Origin of the sequence: Paraburkholderia sp. Ac-20347 (assembly GCF_017104805.1) — a bacterium.
GTDB classification, from domain to species: domain Bacteria; phylum Pseudomonadota; class Gammaproteobacteria; order Burkholderiales; family Burkholderiaceae; genus Paraburkholderia; species Paraburkholderia tropica.
In genome coordinates this window covers 1-17,085 of the sequence record NZ_JAAGPN010000177.1, presented here as the reverse complement: position 1 = coordinate 17,085, position 17,085 = coordinate 1, and the positions used below count along the sequence as shown (strand labels likewise).

The following is a 17,085-nucleotide window of genomic DNA, read 5'->3' as shown; positions in this document are numbered from 1 at the left end:
CGCGCCGTCGCCCTGCGCGGCGGCGCTGCCCCAGACGGTCTCGCGCGTGATCTGGCCGTTCGCGGCCGTGACGTGCGTGCCGCCGCAGCCGAGCGCGTACGGGCTCGACGCCGGGAAATCGACGTGATCGGCGCCGTCGGTCAGGCCATCGGACGAGCCGCTGTCGCCCGATGCCGCGCACACCGTCACGCCCAGCGCGACGGCGGTTTGCAGCGCGTCGTTGAGCGCGCCGAGCGTCTGCTGCGACCACGCCGATTCGGGCGCGCCCCAGCTGATCGAAATGACCGAGGGCTTGCGCTGGCTGTCGTGCAGCGCCGCGCTCACCGCATCGACGAAACCGGCTTCGCTGTTGGGCGCGAAGTATACCGCGATCAGCGCCGCCGGCGCGAGCGCGCCCGCGATTTCGACGTCGAGCGTCACTTCGCCGTCGGGGCCGTTCGCGTCGCCGGTCGGCGCGTTCTTCGCCTGATCGACGGACACCGCTTCCACCTTCGGCATCGCCACGCCGAGCGCGCTGAAATAGGCCGTGAGGTCCGATTCCGCGTAGCCGCCGCCCATTTCGATCAGCGCGATGCACTGGCCCTTGCCGTCGCCGGCGGGGAAATCGTAGAGGCTCGCGAGTTCGAGCGGCGTGAACGAGCGATTCACGGCGCGCGCGGCGCGGATGGGCGCGTGGATCGGGTTATCGTTCTGCGCGCCCTGCGTCGATTCGATGCGAAAGTGCGGCCGCACCTTCGCGCGGTTGTCGAGCCCGACCACGGCGGTGACGATCTCGTGCATGTCGTCGGGCAGATGCACCGGGCCGTTCGGCTGGCGATAGTGCTGCTTGAGCGTGCCGACTTGATGCTCGAAGCGCTGCAAATCGACGCCGAATGCCGCGTTGTATTGCTGCACGGTACCCGAAAGCACCACGCGCCGCGCGCCCGCATCGGCGCTCACGACGCTCAGGCCGTGCGCCTTCGCAAAGGTCTCGACGCTTTGGATATCGGCCTGCGACGCGCCGAAGCGCTTCTCGTAGTCCGCGCGCGAAACGGGCTGCGCGCCCGCCGCGCCCGAGGCGATCTTGTCGACCAGTTCGGTGAATGCGGCCTGCGCCTGACGCCGCAAGATGAGGACGATCTCGAAATGCTCCGCGGGATCGCAAGCGCCGACGCATTGCGCGCCGGTCGGCGCCGGATGATCGCTGCCTGCCACGGGATGACGGGTCATGAACGGCTCTCCTGTTTTCGTCGTGAATCTCGGTCGTGCGTCTCTCCACGCTATGAAAGACCCACGGTCGGGTGATCGGGTTCCGCGCGGCGGCGGCGCGCCACGCGTGTTCATTCATCGCGCATGAGTCCGCGCGTGGTCGACGCGCGTGAGAATCCATGCAAATCGCCCATACGCAGCCACATTGGGCAAAACCGGTCGGGGAGCGCATTCGGCATGCCCAGGCGCCCGCTCTCCACTTTGCCGCAGCGGCCTTTCATATTGATTCCGTTATACCCGCAATAAGGGACACAAATATTTCCCTTATATTTGGCTCGGGAACATGGTGCAAACACGACTTGCCCTTCACCGGAGAATTCATGAAAGACCGCCTGTCCCGCGCGCGCCGCGTTTGCGCACCGCTCCTTGCCGCTCTGTTCGCCGCCCTCACGAGCGGCATCGGACACGCCGCCACCGCGCCGATGGGCGTGGCCTTCGTCTACCTCGGCAATCCCGGCGATGCAGGCTGGACCTACGCGCACGAACAAGGCGTGAAAGCCGTCGAAGCGCAATACGGCGACAAGATCAAGGTGACGCGCGTCGAGGACGTGCCCGAATCGGCCGACTCCGAACGCGTGTTCCGCGACCTCGCCGCGAAAGGCAACAAGATCATCGTCGGCTCGAGTTTCGGTTTTCAGGACTTCGAACTAAAAGTGGCGAAGGACTATCCCGACACGGTCTTCATGCACGCGACGGGCTACAAGAAAGCACCGAACTTCGCGACCTACGACGTGCGCACGTATCAGAGCGCGTATCTCGCGGGCGTGGTCGCGGGCTACACGACGAAGTCCAACACGCTCGGTTTCGTCGGCTCGGTGCCGGTGCCCGAAGTCGTGCGCAATATCGACGCCTTCACGATGGGCGCGCGTTCGGTGAACCCGAAGGTCCGCACCAAGGTTATCTGGATCAATAGCTGGTTCGATCCTGGCAAGGAAAAGCAGGCCGCCGAAACGCTGATCGGCCAGGGCGCCGACGTGCTGATCCAGAACACCGACTCCACGGCGACGATGCAAACCGCCGAGCAGAAGAAAGTGCACGCATTCGGCTGGGATTCGGACATGAAGAAGTTCGGTCCGAACGCCCAGCTCGGCGCGTGCGTGAGCTACTGGGGAGTCTATTACTCGCATCTGATCCAGCAGGTGATGTCGGGTACGTGGACCAACGCGCCGGTCTGGTGGGGCCTCAAGGAAAAGGCCATCGATCTCGCCGATATCAACACGCAGGCCGTTTCGCCGACCGCGCAAAAGGCGCTGGCCGAGAAGCGCGAGGCGATCGTCGCCGGTAAATTCGATCCGTTCGCCGGTCCGATCAAAGATCAATCGGGCGCGATTCGCGTGGCCGCGGGCAAGGCGCTGTCGGATACCGATCTGCTGCGCCTGAACTGGTTCGTCGAAGGCGTGGACGGCACGGTGCCGAAGTAAGCTAGCGATTTATAAAATGCAGAAAAGGCCTGAAAATCAGGCCTTTTCTGCAATCAAGACGGAGACACCCAGCGATGAACCCGACCCATCAATCGTCCACTGCGCCGCCACGCACCGCGCCGACGCACGAACAGATCGTGCGTCATCTGCGGCGTTCGGCGGCCGTGGGCGAACGGGCCGCGTCGTTCGGACACCATCCGTTCGGCGCGATCCTCGTCGGCCCCGATCACGAAACCGTGCTGATCGAGCAAGGCAACGTCGACACCGTGAATCACGCGGAATCCGTGCTCGCGCGCATTGCCGCGATGAATTTCAGCGCCGATTATTTATGGGCGTGCACGCTCTACACGTCGGTCGAACCGTGCTGCATGTGCGCGGGCACGGCCTACTGGGCCAATATCGGCCGCGTGGTGTTCGGCATGACCGAAGCGCGTTTGCTGGAGGCCACCGGCAATCACGCCGAGAACCCGACGATGAGCGTCGCGTCGCGCTATGTGTTCGATCACTGCCAGAAGCCCGTCGAACTGATCGGCCCCGTAGCCGATGTGGAGGACGACGTGATGCGTGTGCAGCGCGCGTTCTGGCAAGCGCGCGCCTGAAAGCCTGAAAGAGCGAGTCCAGCGTGAAAACGCATGGCGCGCCTCACGCGCCATGCGTTTCCTGAACCGATTGCCGGATTACGCGGCCGCAGCCAGCGCTTGCGGCAGATGGTTCTGCAAATAGGCCTCGAATTCGTCCTTCACCTCCGGGTGACGCAGCGCGAATTCCACCGTGGCCTTCAGATAACCGAGCTTGCTGCCGCAATCGAAACGCGTGCCCATGTAGCGGTACGCGAGCACCTGCTCTTCAGTCAGCAGCGATTGCAGACCGTCGGTGAGCTGCAGTTCGCCGCCCGCGCCCGGCTTGAGCGCGCGCAGGTGATCGAAGATCGTCGGCATCAGCACATAGCGGCCCACCACGCCGAGATTCGACGGCGCGACTTCCGGCGCCGGCTTTTCGACGATGCCCGAGAGCTTGAACACGTCCTCTTCCCACTCGCGGCCATCGACCACGCCATATTGCGCGGTGTGCTCACGCGGAATGGCTTCCACGCCGACCACCGAGCTGTGATAGTGGTTGAAGGTGTTGACGAGCTGCTTCATCACCGGCGTGGGGCTATACAGCAGGTCGTCGGCGAGAATCACCGCGAACGGGCTGCCGCCCACAAGCTTTTCGGCGCACAGCACCGCGTGACCCAGACCGAGCGCTTCGGCCTGACGCACATAAAAGCAGTCCACGTTACGGGGTTTGATGCTGCGAACGAGGTCGAGCAGCTTTTGTTTGTTGCGGGCTTCGAGTTCAGCCTCGATCTCGTACGATTTGTCGAAATGATCTTCGATTGCGCGCTTGCTGCGCCCGGTCACGAAAATCATCTCGGTGATTCCCGCAGCGATCGCCTCTTCCACCGCATATTGAATGAGCGGCTTGTCGACGATCGGCAGCATTTCCTTCGGGCTGGCCTTGGTGGCAGGCAAGAAGCGCGTACCGAGGCCCGCAACAGGAAATACCGCTTTGGTAACTTTCAGCATGATGTCCATTCCCAGTTCGATCGTTTGAGTAACGGTCTCGCAGCAAGGCAAGCCGGCATCCCCGAATGTTCTGTTACAGCAACTTTTTTATATTGAAAGGCATCGACCGAGTCTTTTGGCGGAAAAATAAAAAGACAAAAATCCGAATTAAATCCGACGCGGACTCAATGCCGCCGACTTAACGCCGATTTACTGCGGCTTCACGGAAATTATTACCATGCGATTCGAATAACCGGCATGAATTTCCGGATCAGCTTATCGGCAAGTGGCGCTGTGTCAGCGCGAGTGCGCGAAGCGCGGCGCAATGACACGAAATTGCACGAATGGCACAACGATGCCCGCGCAGTTTACTCCGCTTCGTCGGCGGGCGGCAATCGGGCCGATTGCGTGCGAGAGCGCCGGATAGGCTCATTTCGCAGCGCCTCCCGATACGCCGACACCGCGACGAGTATCAACAGCACGGCAATGCCGGCCAGCAAATGCAGGTTCATCGAAATCTCCAGCGACCATAGGCGATCCCCTTCACGCTAGCACCTCAAATTGCGCAAATAAATCGCTTTAAGGTTACAAGGTTTTATTTCCCGATTTCGACGCAACCGGCATTAATTCACCGTCCGCTATCCCTCATTTTTCCCAATTTCCAGGAATACGCCAGGAATACTTTTCGAAAAACTTTTGCATAATTTCGTCGCGCGGGCCGCCTAAGATCGCGAAGTACCCTGGACTCCCTGTGCATACGATGAGCGATCCCGCACTCGAAACCGTTCTGCCGCCAGCATCCGCCATGCCCGCCGCCACGCGGCCCGCAGCCGCCGTCGTCGCCGGCGATCATTTGATCGACGCACTGCGCGGCTTCGCCGCCCTGCTCGTGGCCTATTTCCATTGCCGCCAGGTCACCTGGATCGGCATGGGCGCCTTCCACCAGACCCACGCGAGCCTCGCGAGCCCCGGCACGATCGCCGCGTGGCTCACGCTGCCGGTGGCGTGGGGATCGGCGGGCGTGCCGATCTTCTTCGTCATCAGCGGCTATTGCATTCACCGCAGCGGCGCCGCGCGCCTGCTCGCGAATCCCGGCTTCCAGCTCGATGCGAAGCAATTCTGGCTGCGCCGTTTCGTGCGGATCTATCCGGTGCTGCTCGCGGCGCTCGCACTTACCTTCGTCGCCGATTCGATCAGCCTGACGATGACGCCCGTGAGCCACAAGATTCTCGACATCGGCCCGCAGGCCTTTCTCGTCAATCTGCTCTCGCTGCAAGGCGTGGCGGGCAAGACCTACGGCTCGAACGGCGCGCTCTGGACGCTCTCGCTCGAAGTGCAGTTCTACCTGCTCTACCCGCTATTGTTCGCTGCGCGCCGCCGCTTCGGCTTCAACGCGGTGCTCGCCGCGGTCGCCGCCATCAACGTGATTTCGGCGCTCACGCTCGCGCCGCACGACATCGTGTTCTTCACGTCCTACTGGTTCTCGTGGATGCTCGGCGCGTGGATTGCCGAAGCGCGTTTGCGCGGCTCCGAGGGCTTTCGCTTCGCCTGGCCCGCCGCCGCCGTGTTCGCGGTCGCGGGCTGCGCCGCGTTCCACTTCGGCCAGTACGGCGCGTTCCAGCTCTGGGCCTGCGCGTTCGCCTGCTATCTCGTCAAGGCGCTCGCGCGCCCGCTGGCGAGCGGCGGCGTGCTGCTGCCGCTGTTCTCGAAGCTCGGCGACTTCAGCTACTCGCTGTATCTGATACACCTGCCGCTGTTCGTGCTGCTCGGCTCGCTGCTGTTCCGCTCGGAACTGCAAACGTCGATCTGGCCGTCATTTGGCTTCACGCTCGCGGTGCTGCCGGTCGCGTGGGTGTTTTATCGACTCTTCGAACGCCCCGCGCTCAATGTGGCGGCGCGTCTACGCAAGCGCACGGTGTGATTCCACGCGATTCACATCTCGCCATGAAGAAAGGGGCCGCATATGCGGCCCCTTTCTTTTGCTGCGCCGGCCTGCGTGGGCAGACGCTTCCTCCCTGAATCCGCGTGCCGTCTTTCGGTCGCTGTCCGGTCGCGATACGACTTAACGCGCGCGGGCCGCCACGCCGTCCAGCACGCGCTCGACGGCCTCCACATACTGTTCCTTGCCGAAGCGCTCACGAGCCACTGCCAGGCCGTCCTGCGCGAGCCGCTCGCGCAGCGTCGCGTCGTCGTAGAGTGCGCCCAGCGTCGTTGCGAGTTCGCGCGCGTCACCCGGCGTGCAGAGCAAACCGCTCTTGCCGTGCGTGACGATCTCGGTCACGCCGCCGTCGCGCGACGCCACCACGGGCCGCTGCGCGAACATGCCTTCGACTACCACGCGGCCGAACGGCTCGGCCGTGATCGACGTATGCGCGATCACATCCATCGCGCGCATGCAGGCCGCGATATCGTGACGGAAACCGAGGAAATGCACGCGCGATTCCAGACCGTTCGCCTTCACGAAGTCATGCAGTTCCTGCGCGTAAGCATCTTCGCCAAACAGCGGCGCGCCGACGAACACGGCGTGCGCGCGCGGTTCGAGCAACAACGCTTCGAGCAGCACATGCTGGCCTTTCCAGCGCGCGAGACGGCTGAATGCACCGACCAGAAACGCGTCCTGCGGCAAGCCGATCTGCGCGCGCAACTGCGCCTGCGGTACTCGTGCGAGCGCGCGGAACGGCGATTCGTCGACACCGTTATGCACGACGTCGATACGACGCGCGTCGAAGCGCGTGAGATCGGTGAACACCTGCGCCGACGCATGCGAATTCGCAATCACGTGCGCGAGGCCGAGCTTCGCGCAGCCTTTGATGACGGCGCGCTGCACGCGCCCGAAATGCTCGTCGCTGACGATATCGCGCAGATGCCAGACGACCGGCTTGCGCGCGAGCTTGCCCGCCAGCACGCCGATCACCATTGCGCGCTGCGTGTTCGCATAGAGCACGTCGGCTTCGCGCGCGCGGCGGCGCGTTTCGCGCACCAGCGAAGCGATGCCGGCGAGCACGCCCAGCTTCGGCGCAGCGCCGCCGTCACGCCGCACGTTTTGCAGCGCGCCCGAATCGAGCACATCGACGCGCGCGCCCGCGGCGTCGAGCGCTTCTCGGAACGGCCCGTCGTTGAACAGCAGCACTTCGATGCGCGAACGCAGGCCCTTCACCACTTCGAGCAAGGACAACTCGGCGCCGCCCAGCACGCCGCTCTGATCGATCGCCAACACGCGCGGCGCGTTGCTTGCGGCTGCATCGCCACGCGTATCGGGCGGCGGTGCAACGGGCGCGCGCGCCATGCCCGCTTCGGCGATGGCGGGCACGGCCTGCGCCACGCGCGCGAAAAACTGCTCGCGGAAATGCTGCGCCGAAAACTGCTCCGCGTTCGCGCGGCACGCCTCGGCGCGGAATCGTCCGGGGTCGCGCTCGAACGACGCCACCGCCGCGATGATCGCTTCCGCACGCTGCTCGTCGAAGAACAGACCGGTCGGATGCGAACCGGTATCGCGCACGGTTTCGAGCGCACCGCCCTTGCCATACGCAATCACCGGCGTGCCGCACGCCTGCGCTTCCACCACCGAAATGCCGAAGTCTTCTTCCGCCGCGAACACGAACGCCTTCGCGCGGCGCATGCGATCGTGCAGCACCGCGAACGGCTGATACCCCATCACTTCCACATTCGGACCCGCTTTCGCGCGGACCTTCTGCATGTCGGGACCATCGCCGATCACGACGAGTTTCTTGTCCGGCATCCGCGCAAACGCCTCGACGATCAGATCGATCTTCTTGTACGGCACGAGTCGCGAAGCGGTCAGATAAAAATCTTCCTTCTTCGTTTCCAGCTCGAACGCATCGACATCGACGGGCGGATACACCACCTCCGCTTCCCGCTGATACACCTTGTGAATGCGCCGCGCGATGAATTCCGAATTGGCCACGAACTGGTCGACGGAATTCGCCGTGCGCACATCCCAATTGCGGATGTAGTGAAGAATCAGCCGCGCGAGCATCGACTTCGGTCCGCGCGTGAGCTTCGACTCCTGCAGATATTGATGCTGCAGATCCCACGCATAACGAATCGGCGAATGCACGTAGCTGATATGAAACTGGTCCGGCCCGGTCAGCACGCCCTTGGCGACCGCGTGCGAACTCGAAATCACCACGTCGTAATCGGAGACGTCGAGCTGCTCGATCGCGAGCGGCATGAAGGGCAGGTAGGCGCGATACTTCGTGCGCGCTTTCGGCAGACGCTGCACGAACGACGTCGTCGCGCGCTTGCCGCGCAGGAAGCCGCGATCCTTGTCGTCGACGAAATCGACCACGGAAAACAGATCCGCGTCGGGGAAACAGTCGATGATCTGTTCGAGCACGCGCTCGGCGCCCGCGTAGGTGACGAGCCAGTCGTGCACGATGGCCACGCGCGGACGACGCCGCGCGGCGCGTCCTTCGTGCGCGGGCCGCAACTCGGTGACCGTGCGCGATTCGCCGCGCGAGGGAGAAGAAGCGTCGCGCCGTTGGACAGGCGCGGCGGCGCGTTCGGACGACGCCGCTTCGTCGATCAGTTCATGACTCATGCGCTTTTCCGGGAGTTGAGACGAAACAAAAGGGAACGGACGTAGCCGCGCAGCAACGGCGTCGTGATCACCGACCACGCGCAGTTGGCGAGCGCCAGCACCACGCCCGCGCCGATCGCGACGAGCGCGTCCGGCACCCACCACGCGATTCCGAGCGCGGCGGCGAGAAAACTCAGGTGTGCACACATATCGACGACGATCGCGCGACTATGAATGCGTGACAGCCACAGCAGCACGACGTAATCGAACAGCGAGCGGAACAGCACGGCCGCCGCCGCGCCGGGCAGACCGAAACGGTCGATGCCGAGCCACAGCAGCCCCGCAAACAGCGGCAATTCGATCAGGCCGACGCGCGCGGCCACGGCCGGGTTGTTCTGCGACTGGATCAGGATGCGCGTGACGCCCGCCTGCCCGATCAGCCACACGGCGACGATCAGGAAACGGCCCACCGGCGCGCCATGTTCGGCGATAACCGGACCGACCCACACGCGCAGGAAGGGTTCGAGCACGACGATCGCGCCGATCGCCACGGGCGTGAAAATCGCGTTGAGAAATTGCAGCGACTGCGCGGCGATCTCGTCGGCGTGCTCGCGGCGCAGCGCGGAAAGACGCGGAAACAACGTGCGAACGAGCGCGTTCGGCACCATGTTCAAACGCGTGACGAGGTTCTGCGGCACCGTGTAATACGTGACGAAACGCGCGCCGAGGCCCGCGCCGAGCATCATGCGGTCGAGCGAGTCGGCGACCATCGTCGTAATGCTCGCGACCAGCATCCAGCCGCCGAAATTGAACAGCGCCTTCGAGGTGTCCAGACGCGGACCGAGCACGCGGCGAATGCCGAGCACGCGCAATGCGGAGCGGCCGAGCAGCAGGCCCGCAAAGAGACGCGCCATCACGGCGGCGGCGAGCACGGTCTGCAGATTCGGTGCGATGACCCAAGCCGCGCCGAGCGGCAGAAGCTGGAACAGAAAGGTCCCGAGCGTCTGGTTCGTGTTGTAGATGCCGAAGCGTTCCGCGCCGTTGATCGCGCCCGCGAACACCCACGAAACGTTCGCGATCGGAATCGCCACCGCGAGCCACGGCAGCGCGAGATAGACCTCGTGGCGCAGTTCGGGCGTGACGTGCGTGAAGTACGCGGTGTAGAACGCGCCGCCCGAGTAGATCAGCAGGCCGCCAATCGCGCCGGTAATGAAGTTGAGCCAGAAGGCGCTCCAGAACACGCGCTCGCAGGCGTCGGCGTCTTTCGACGCATAGGCCTTCGAGATCTGGTTCTGCGCGGCCATGCTCATGCCGAGATCGAGCACGCTGAAATAGCCGATCAGCGTCCACACGAGCGCGATCACGCCGTAGCGTTCGACGCCCAGCATCTTGATGTACGAGGGCACCGTGACGAGCGACACGAAGGTCGGCAGTATGAGCCCGAACAGGTTGATCGCAACGTTGCGCAGAATGCCTTTATCCATAGATTGTCCAGTAGCGTGGCGAGGCGGCGGACGCGCGCATCAAGCCGGTTTCCAGCGGTACATGAGCACCTTGCCGCGTGCATCCTCTTCCACGAAGATCAGGTATTCGCCATTGGGCTGGCGATGCGCCGTGATGCCGAAGGGCACGTCGACCCAGCCCGACGCATTGCCCACTTCCGCGCCGGGGCCGAAGGTGCCGATCTCCTTCGCACTCGTCTTGTCGAACACGTGGACGTTGCCCGCAGGCTCCACCACGAAGATGTATTGCCCTTCCACAGTGAGGCCCGCGGGCGTGACCGGCGGCTTCGCCTTCGGGTCCCACGGCAGGCGCAACACGTAGCGCTGTTCGGGATGACCGCTCGACCATTTGTCGTAGCGCACCAACACGCGGCCCGCTTCCTTCCAGAAGCCCGGATCGTGCGGCGCGTCGGCGGTATAGCCGGTCACGTAGAGCGTGTCTGTTTCCGGTTCGTAGATCGCGCGATGCACTTCGGTGAACGGCGCCGGAATCTCGTACTTGTCGAGCTTGTCGTACGAGTAGATCGGATTGCCCTTCGAATCGAGGCCGCCGAAACGGAAGCGCCAGATGCCTTTCTCGTCGCGCGCGCGCCAGATGTCGCCGCGCGTGTCGATCCACCAGCCCCAGCCGCCGCCGAGCTTTTCGCGGCCCGGATTGCGCGTGTATTCGTCGGTATCGAACGCGCCGTTGCCGTTGACGTCGCGCCAGATCCAGTCGCCGCCCGGCGGCGCGTTCGGCACGTGCAGCACGGGACGCTCGCGGCCCGCGATAAAGCCCGAAGGAATCGCAGTCTCGCCGTCGTGTTGCGCATCGAAGCGATAGATCTTCAGGTGATCCGCGTACATGTCGGTGAGATACAGGAACGTGTGACCGTTGAGCTGGCGCGCCGTCGGCAGTCCGGGCCACTGATCCGTGTGAAACACCGGGTCGTCGGGATATTTGAATCGATTAGACAGGAACCCTACGTATTTCGAGTCCTGCCCCGGCGGCTTCGACAGATCGAGTTCGAAACGCTTGTTGCCGGTATAGACGCTGTTGGGCCGCGCCGGATCCATCCACGCGCCGTCGACGAACAGCAGCCCTTCCACGATCCACTGGCGCTTGCCGTCGGGCGCGTAGCTTTCGAGCGTCGCGCCCAGGCCCGCGCCGATCGTGTCGTGTTTCGGGCCGATGCCGTTGGTCGAGACGTAGATGTTGCCCTTCGCATCCGTGCCCACGCCCGTGAGGCCGTTGAAGCGGCCCGGGCCGGGACGTCCGGCGACGCCCGAGAAAATGCCGCCGCGCTCGCCGAGCGTGCCGCTCGCGGCGTAGTTCTTGCCGTTGCGCGCGTAGATCAGGATCTGCTGGCGCGGGCCGTTGTCGGCGACCAGAATGCGTTGCGAGGGATCCACCGCGAGATCGACGGCCTGGGTATCGGCGGGCAGTTCGAGCGTATCGCCGAGCGGCTTGCCGTCCGGCGAATAATGCGCGACGCGCGGCGCGCGGTCGTTCACGGTGCCGGTCAGCACCCACAGCGAACCATCGGCGGCCAGCGCAATGCGGCCCGGCTCGTGCACGTCGAATTGCGACTTACGCTGCATCGAGTTCGCGTCGTAGACCTCGATGCGATTCATCGACGTGTTGCTCACGTAGAGCAGCGTGTCGGTGGCCGCGAGTCCGCCCACATCGGCGTGCTGACCTGTGGGCACATCGGCGATCTTCAGGAAGGCGCTGGCGAGCTGCGCATGCGGATTGAGCGGCTGCGGCGAGGCCTGGAACGCGGCTGCGCGTTTGGGCTCGTCGAGCGGACGACGTGTGATGCCGAACCACTGGCGCCCCTTGTCGGGCCACACGCCGCCGCCCACCAGATGGCCCTTCTCGTTGCTCACGCCCACGGCCGCATACAGATAGCGGTGATTGAGCGCCACGGCGTTGCCGCCCTGCCCGCCCCAACCATGCGTGCCGCCCGCGAAGCCGAGCGATTTGCCGTCCTGGTAGGCGCTGATCTCACCGCCGCTTTCATCCCACGGCGCGTTCGTGAAGACCTTGCCTTCAGGCGTGACCGCGATCGCGGTGATATTGATCTGCGTCCACGTCCCCTGGCCATAACCAAAGGTATTGCCGATCCACGACGTCGTGACGTTCAGTGTCGGCGCGGCAAGCGTCTGCACCGACGAGGTACAGACGAACGCGCTCAATGCGGCCAGCGCCAGCGCCCTGCGCATGCGGCGGTCGGGAATCGGAAACGGCAAGGCAATTCCTCCGGTCAGAATACGGCGATTCCGCTGGATCATGCCGTACATTCACGGTGAAAAATCACCCCACAAAAAGCGAAAATAATTCAAAAAAATTCAATCGAAACCCGCACCTGTCCGGCGTTTGCGAAATAAATACTCGCGCCGCGCGCAAAGCCATGCCGCATGGGCGATCAGCAAGATTTTCCCGATTTCGCAATCACCACTTCCGCGTGCGCCGATTCATATTTACCGATCTAAATCGGCTTTCATTTTAAAAATCGGCCCATCGATATATTTCGGCTTTTTGACCATTTAATTCTTTCTAGAATGATCCGGACTGTGCACGTATGAACCCACCGGATAACCGATGACCGTTAACAGCCTCGCCAGCCCACCGCAACACGCCCACCGCATCGTCCAGCTCGACGGCCTGCGCGCCATCGCCGTGCTCGCCGTTTTCGCACAGCACGCGCTCAAGGCGCCGCTATGGATGGGCGTGGATCTGTTCTTCGTGCTGAGCGGCTTTCTGATCACGGGCATCCTGCTCGAACGCAAGGCGCGCGGGCAGTCGTACTTCAGCTATTTCTACGCGCGACGCGTGCGCCGCATTCTGCCGCCGTACATCCTGCTGATGATCGTGTCGTCGCTGCTGTTCGGCCTCGGCTGGGCGCGTTACTGGCCGTGGTATGCGTTCTTCGCGACCAATATCGGCGATGCGCTCGGCCAGAGCGGCCACGACAGTCTCAACATTCTCTGGTCGCTCGCCGTCGAAGAGCAGTTCTACATCTTCTGGCCCTTCGTGGTGCTGTTGCTGCCGCGCCGCCTGCTCGCCGTGGTGGCTGTCGCACTCGTGCTGATCGTGCCGGTGCTGCGCGCCATCGCGACGCCGTGGTTCGACAGCTACTGGCCGATCTACTACCTCACGCCGTTCCGCATGGACCTGCTCGCCGCCGGTTCGCTGCTCGCCGTGATGGTGCGCCGCGACCGCAATGCGCTCGAGCCGTTCAAGGTGCCCGCGGCGATTTTCTTCTTCGCGGCGCTCGCGGTGCTCGCGTGGCTGCATCTGCATTACCCGCGTTTTCGCGGCATGAACACGCCGCTGTCGAATGCGCTGCTCTATAGCGTGTCGCTCGTGCTCTGCACGTCGGCGGTCGTGGTCGCGCTGCAATCGAAGGGCATCGTCAAGCGTCTGCTCTGCAATCCGGTGCTCGTCTATGTGGGCACCATCAGCTACACGATCTACCTGATTCACCTCACGATTCTCTATGCGGTGTGGGAGCACCACTACAGCCGCCCGGTGAGCGCGGCCATCGCGCTCGCCATCACGCTCGCCTACGCAAGCGCCAGCTGGTTCCTGTTCGAAAAACGCCTCACGCGCGGACCGTCGCGCCGCTCGACGCCGGTTGGCGCGAGCGCCACGGTGCGCGGCGTGAGCGCGTCCAGCTCGCAGTCCTGAAAGGCAGTTTCCGTTTCCACGTTCGCTACTTCAAAGGTATACACATGAACGAACGACGCAAAGCGATCATCACCGGCGTATCCGGCCAGGACGGCGCGTATCTGACCAAACTGCTGCTCGACAAGGGCTATCAGGTGGTCGGCACTTACCGGCGCACCAGTTCGGTCAATTTCTGGCGCATGAACGAACTCGGCGTCACCGATCATCCCTCGCTCGAACTCGTCGAGCACGATCTCACCGATGCGGGCTCGACCATGCGTCTGCTCGAACGCTCGCAGGCGGGCGAGATCTACAACCTCGCGGCGCAGAGCTTCGTGGGCGTGTCGTTCGATCAGCCCGTCACGACCGCCGAAGTCACCGGCATCGGCGCGCTCAATCTGCTCGAAGCGATTCGCGTGGTGAATCCGCGCACGCGCTACTACCAGGCGTCGACGTCCGAAATGTTCGGCAAGGTCCAGGCCGTGCCGCAGCGCGAAGATACGCCCTTCTATCCGCGCAGCCCGTATGGCATCGCCAAGCTGTTCGCGCACTGGTCGACCGTGAATTACCGCGAGTCCTATGACATCTTCGCGACCAGCGGCATTCTCTTCAATCACGAATCGCCGCTGCGCGGCCGCGAATTCGTGACGCGCAAGATCACGGACGCCGTCGCGAAGATCAAGCTCGGCAAGCAGAGCGTGCTCGAACTCGGCAATCTCGACGCCAAGCGCGACTGGGGCTACGCCTCCGAATACGTCGAAGGCATGTGGCGCATGCTGCAGGCCGACGAACCCGACACCTATGTGCTCGCGACGGGCCGCACCGAAACCGTGCGCGACTTCGTGACAATGGCTTTCGCGGCGGCCGGTTATCAGCTCGAATGGTCGGGCCGCGGCGAGCGCGAAACCGGTGTCGACATTTCGAACGGCCGCACGCTCGTGCGCGTGAGCCCGCGTTTCTATCGCCCCGCCGAAGTCGATCTGCTGATCGGCAGCTCGGACAAGGCGCGCACCAAGCTCGGCTGGGAGCCGCAGACGTCGCTGGAGCAGCTCTGCCAGATGATGGTCACGGCCGACCTCACCCGCAACGAACGACATGACACGTTCTGACGACACGCGCGCCCCGCGCGCGCTGATCACCGGCGTGGGCGGCTTCACCGGCCGCTACATGGCGGCGCGGCTCGCGTCGAGCGGCTATCGCGTCTGGGGCACGGTGCGTCCCGGCGAAACGCTCGCCGACACGCAGATCGCCGACATCGTCACGCCGCTCGCCGCCGATCTGCTCGACCGCGGCGCGCTCGCGCACGCGGTCGAAACGGTGCAGCCGGACGTGGTCGTGCATCTCGCCGCCGTGGCGCACGTGGCCGACAGCGATGTCGCGCGCACTTACGTGGTCAACGTGGTCGGCACGCGCAACCTGCTCGACGCGCTCGCGCATCAGCGCCACGTGCCGCGCGCGGTGCTGCTCGCGAGCAGCGCGAACATCTACGGCAACGCCACCAACGGCGTGATCGACGAAACCGTCGCGCCCCAGCCCGCGAACGACTACGCCGTGAGCAAGCTCGCGATGGAATACGTCGCGAAACGCTGGGACGCGCAGTTGCCGATCGTCGTCGCGCGGCCGTTCAACTACACGGGCGTGGGTCAGTCGGCGGACTTCCTGATTCCGAAGATCGTCGATCACTACGCACGCGGCGAGAAGACGATTTCGCTCGGCAATCTGCATGTCGCGCGCGACTTCTCCGATGTGCGCGACGTGGTGAACGCCTACGCGAAACTGATCGAAGCGGCGCCGCGCGGCGCGACCGTCAATGTGTGCTCGGGCACGGGCCACACGCTCGGCGCATTGCTCGACGCGCTCTCGCGCATTGCGGGCTACAGCATCGAAGTCAAGGTCGATCCGCGTTTCGTGCGCGCCAACGAAGTACGTCAGTTGATCGGCTCGAATGCGAAGCTGCGCGGCATTGTCGGCGACAGCGCGCGCAAGCCGCTCGAAGACACGCTGCGCTGGATGTACGAAGAAGCGCGCCAGGTGTGTCTCGATACGCGATGAGGCTGCGCTTGTTTCTTCCGCTTCAAAAAACTGCCGCTCTTTCGAGCGGCAGTTTCATTTTCCGGCTTTGATTTTCCGGCTTCGCTACGCGTGACGCTCAATGCGCCGCCGCGATCGCTTCGGCGTAGACATCCGCCACGCGCTTCGCGATCACTGCATTGTCGAAATGCTCGCGCGCGTAGGCCTTGCATGCGTGCTCGTCGGGCATCTTGATGCGGCCGGACAGCGCGCCGTCGATACCTTCGGCAATCGCGCCCGCGCCCGTCGAAGGCAGCACGAGATCCTGCGACAGTCCTGCCACCGCTTCGGGCAGGCCGCCGACCGGCGTCACCAGCACGGGCGTGCCCGCCGACAGCGACTCCACCGTGATCAGGCCGAAGCCTTCGAGCGCGACCGTCGGCACCACGCTCAGCGTCGCGGCGCGATACAGCGACGGCAGATGCGCGTCGGGCACGAAACCGAGCAGCTTCACGTTGTCGGTGAGACCCGCTGCGTCGATACGCTGCTGCAACTCCGACTCCAGACGGCCACGTCCGGCAATCAGCAACAGCACGTCGGGATGACGCTGCTTCACCTGTTTGATCGCGTCGATCAGATCTTCGAGACCCATGCGGCGCACGAGGCGGCGCACGGCCAGCACGATCGGGCGATTCTGCGGCAGTTGCAGGCGCAAACGCGCTTCGCCTTGCGAGCAGGCCGGATCGAAATGCGCGGTATCCACGCAGCCCGGCACGATGCGCACGCGTTCGGGCGAGATCGCGTAACGCTTCGTGAGGATGTCGCCGAATGCTTTCGACAGCACGATCAGACGCGACGAGCGCTCATACACCGACTGCTCCAGCGAATGCTTGATGCGCTGACTCAGCGAGGCCGCGCCTTCGACGAAGCTCTCGTCGGCCCACGGTCCCTGAAAATGCGAGACCTGCGGAATGCCGCGCGTGACGTCGAGGCCGGGGAACGTGTAGAGCGCGAAGTGCGAGGAGATCACGTCCGGGCGTTCGCGGCGCACTTCGCGGCGCAGCGCGCGGCGCGCGTCCATCAGACGGAACGGCAAGGCGCGCGCGGCCGGGCCGAAGCCCTGGATCGCGCCGCCGCTGTCTTCGGCCACCTTGGGCGAGCCGCG

At 64.2% G+C, this 17,085-nt stretch carries 13 protein-coding genes; 6 read left to right on the top strand and 7 right to left on the bottom strand.

Going from position 1 to position 17,085, the window contains the following annotated elements; all coding sequences use genetic code 11:
* The coding region (locus G3N97_RS26830; RefSeq protein ID WP_205996064.1) for a S53 family peptidase at positions 1-1,209 on the bottom strand (1,209 nt) is incomplete at its 3' end.
* Between the two features lie 359 nt (positions 1,210-1,568).
* Between G3N97_RS26830 and G3N97_RS26825 the strand changes: the two genes are divergently transcribed.
* Positions 1,569-2,669: a BMP family ABC transporter substrate-binding protein gene (locus G3N97_RS26825; RefSeq protein WP_205996063.1), complete on the top strand. Its 1,101-nt coding sequence runs from the start codon at positions 1,569-1,571 to the stop codon at positions 2,667-2,669.
* 74 nt (positions 2,670-2,743) lie between these two features.
* Positions 2,744-3,268 carry a nucleoside deaminase gene (locus tag G3N97_RS26820; protein WP_176080213.1) on the top strand — a complete coding sequence of 175 codons (525 nt, stop codon included), beginning with the start codon at positions 2,744-2,746 and terminating at the stop codon, positions 3,266-3,268.
* Positions 3,269-3,346: 78 nt separating this feature from the next.
* Here the strand turns inward: G3N97_RS26820 and galU are convergent, their stop codons facing one another.
* Together galU and G3N97_RS26810 are read right to left on the bottom strand one after the other, a co-directional pair.
* Entirely contained in the window at positions 3,347-4,237 is an 891-nt protein-coding gene (galU, locus tag G3N97_RS26815) for a UTP--glucose-1-phosphate uridylyltransferase GalU (RefSeq protein WP_205996062.1), read from the bottom strand.
* A 347-nt stretch (positions 4,238-4,584) separates the two neighbouring features.
* Positions 4,585-4,728, bottom strand: a complete 144-nt coding sequence (locus tag G3N97_RS26810) for a hypothetical protein (RefSeq protein ID WP_167371401.1) — start codon at positions 4,726-4,728, stop codon at positions 4,585-4,587.
* A 293-nt stretch (positions 4,729-5,021) separates the two neighbouring features.
* Here G3N97_RS26810 and G3N97_RS26805 point away from each other — a divergent pair, with 293 nt between their 5' ends.
* Positions 5,022-6,137: an acyltransferase gene (locus tag G3N97_RS26805; RefSeq protein ID WP_241030847.1), complete on the top strand. Its 1,116-nt coding sequence runs from the start codon at positions 5,022-5,024 to the stop codon at positions 6,135-6,137.
* A gap of 141 nt (positions 6,138-6,278) precedes the next feature.
* Here G3N97_RS26805 and G3N97_RS26800 read toward each other — a convergent pair whose 3' ends face one another.
* From G3N97_RS26800 to G3N97_RS26790, 3 genes are read right to left on the bottom strand one after another with little or no spacing between them, the layout of a single operon-like run.
* Positions 6,279-8,777 (bottom strand): glycosyltransferase family 4 protein, encoded by a 2,499-nt coding sequence (locus G3N97_RS26800; protein ID WP_205996060.1) that lies wholly within the window; start codon positions 8,775-8,777, stop codon positions 6,279-6,281.
* Positions 8,774-10,240 carry a flippase gene (locus G3N97_RS26795; RefSeq protein WP_205996059.1) on the bottom strand — a complete coding sequence of 489 codons (1,467 nt, stop codon included), beginning with the start codon at positions 10,238-10,240 and terminating at the stop codon, positions 8,774-8,776. The genes G3N97_RS26800 and G3N97_RS26795 overlap by 4 nt, the downstream gene beginning before the upstream one ends.
* Positions 10,241-10,279: 39 nt before the next feature.
* Entirely contained in the window at positions 10,280-12,463 is a 2,184-nt protein-coding gene (locus tag G3N97_RS26790) for a hypothetical protein (protein ID WP_205996065.1), read from the bottom strand.
* Positions 12,464-12,842: 379 nt separating this feature from the next.
* On the opposite strand from G3N97_RS26790, the gene G3N97_RS26785 reads away from it, so the two are divergent.
* From G3N97_RS26785 to G3N97_RS26775, 3 genes are read left to right on the top strand one after another with little or no spacing between them, the layout of a single operon-like run.
* A complete protein-coding gene (locus tag G3N97_RS26785; protein WP_205996058.1) occupies positions 12,843-13,931 on the top strand; it encodes an acyltransferase in 1,089 nt (362 codons plus the stop codon).
* Between the two features lie 44 nt (positions 13,932-13,975).
* On the top strand, positions 13,976-15,019 hold the full coding sequence (gene gmd, locus G3N97_RS26780; protein ID WP_205996057.1) for a GDP-mannose 4,6-dehydratase: 1,044 nt from the start codon (positions 13,976-13,978) through the stop codon (positions 15,017-15,019).
* Positions 15,006-15,962, top strand: coding sequence for a GDP-mannose 4,6-dehydratase (locus tag G3N97_RS26775; RefSeq protein ID WP_205996056.1), 957 nt, complete (start codon positions 15,006-15,008; stop codon positions 15,960-15,962). Before gmd ends, G3N97_RS26775 begins: the two co-directional genes overlap by 14 nt.
* Before the next feature lie 97 nt (positions 15,963-16,059).
* Here the strand turns inward: G3N97_RS26775 and G3N97_RS26770 are convergent.
* Positions 16,060-17,085 (bottom strand): glycosyltransferase family 4 protein (locus tag G3N97_RS26770; RefSeq protein ID WP_205996055.1); only part of this gene is annotated, 1,026 nt, incomplete at its 5' end.

What these genes read in the sequence shown, in the direction of transcription:
- G3N97_RS26820 (WP_176080213.1), top strand. Translation starts at nt 2,744, where the DNA reads ATGAACCCGACCCATCAATCGTCCACTGCGCCGCCACGCACCGCGCCG.
- G3N97_RS26785 (WP_205996058.1), top strand. Translation starts at nt 12,843, where the DNA reads ATGACCGTTAACAGCCTCGCCAGCCCACCGCAACACGCCCACCGCATC.
- gmd (WP_205996057.1), top strand. Translation starts at nt 13,976, where the DNA reads ATGAACGAACGACGCAAAGCGATCATCACCGGCGTATCCGGCCAGGAC.
- G3N97_RS26795 (WP_205996059.1), bottom strand. Translation starts at nt 10,240, where the DNA reads ATGGATAAAGGCATTCTGCGCAACGTTGCGATCAACCTGTTCGGGCTC.
- G3N97_RS26805 (WP_241030847.1), top strand. Translation starts at nt 5,022, where the DNA reads ATGCCCGCCGCCACGCGGCCCGCAGCCGCCGTCGTCGCCGGCGATCAT.
- G3N97_RS26800 (WP_205996060.1), bottom strand. Translation starts at nt 8,777, where the DNA reads ATGAGTCATGAACTGATCGACGAAGCGGCGTCGTCCGAACGCGCCGCC.
- G3N97_RS26825 (WP_205996063.1), top strand. Translation starts at nt 1,569, where the DNA reads ATGAAAGACCGCCTGTCCCGCGCGCGCCGCGTTTGCGCACCGCTCCTT.
- galU (WP_205996062.1), bottom strand. Translation starts at nt 4,237, where the DNA reads ATGCTGAAAGTTACCAAAGCGGTATTTCCTGTTGCGGGCCTCGGTACG.
- G3N97_RS26810 (WP_167371401.1), bottom strand. Translation starts at nt 4,728, where the DNA reads ATGAACCTGCATTTGCTGGCCGGCATTGCCGTGCTGTTGATACTCGTC.
- G3N97_RS26775 (WP_205996056.1), top strand. Translation starts at nt 15,006, where the DNA reads ATGACACGTTCTGACGACACGCGCGCCCCGCGCGCGCTGATCACCGGC.
- G3N97_RS26790 (WP_205996065.1), bottom strand. Translation starts at nt 12,463, where the DNA reads ATGCGCAGGGCGCTGGCGCTGGCCGCATTGAGCGCGTTCGTCTGTACC.